Source organism: Shewanella sp. AS16 (genome assembly GCF_021412365.1).
In the GTDB taxonomy this organism is placed as follows: domain Bacteria; phylum Pseudomonadota; class Gammaproteobacteria; order Enterobacterales; family Shewanellaceae; genus Shewanella; species Shewanella salipaludis.
Map to the genome: position 1 here is coordinate 1 of NZ_JAKCLK010000321.1, position 287 is coordinate 287.

At 42.9% G+C, this 287-nt stretch carries 1 protein-coding gene; it reads right to left on the bottom strand.

The features are described 5' to 3' along the window. Nucleotides 1-165: 165 nt before the first annotated feature. Nucleotides 166-287: YciI family protein (locus LZP73_RS20465; RefSeq protein WP_234236801.1), on the bottom strand; the 122-nt coding region annotated here is incomplete at its 5' end.

Below are 287 nucleotides of genomic sequence, written 5' to 3' on the forward strand. Positions count from 1 at the left end.
TCTGCGTCAGGAAAGGGCATTTTCCTGAATATGTTCACATCATATAAAGAAATACAGATAAAGTTATTATCTGCTTGTGGTGGTGAATGCACTGACCGACCTATAAGGAAAGGCCAAACAAGAACACGGTTGCAAAAACCGTGCCCTTAAATATTGAATTTCTATTCAGAACACTTTCTTAAATGGTTTCACTGAAACGTGTTCATAGACTCCTGCCGCTACGTACGGGTCAGCATCGGCCCAAGCCTGAGCTGCTTCCAGCGACTCAAATTCAGCAATAACGGTTG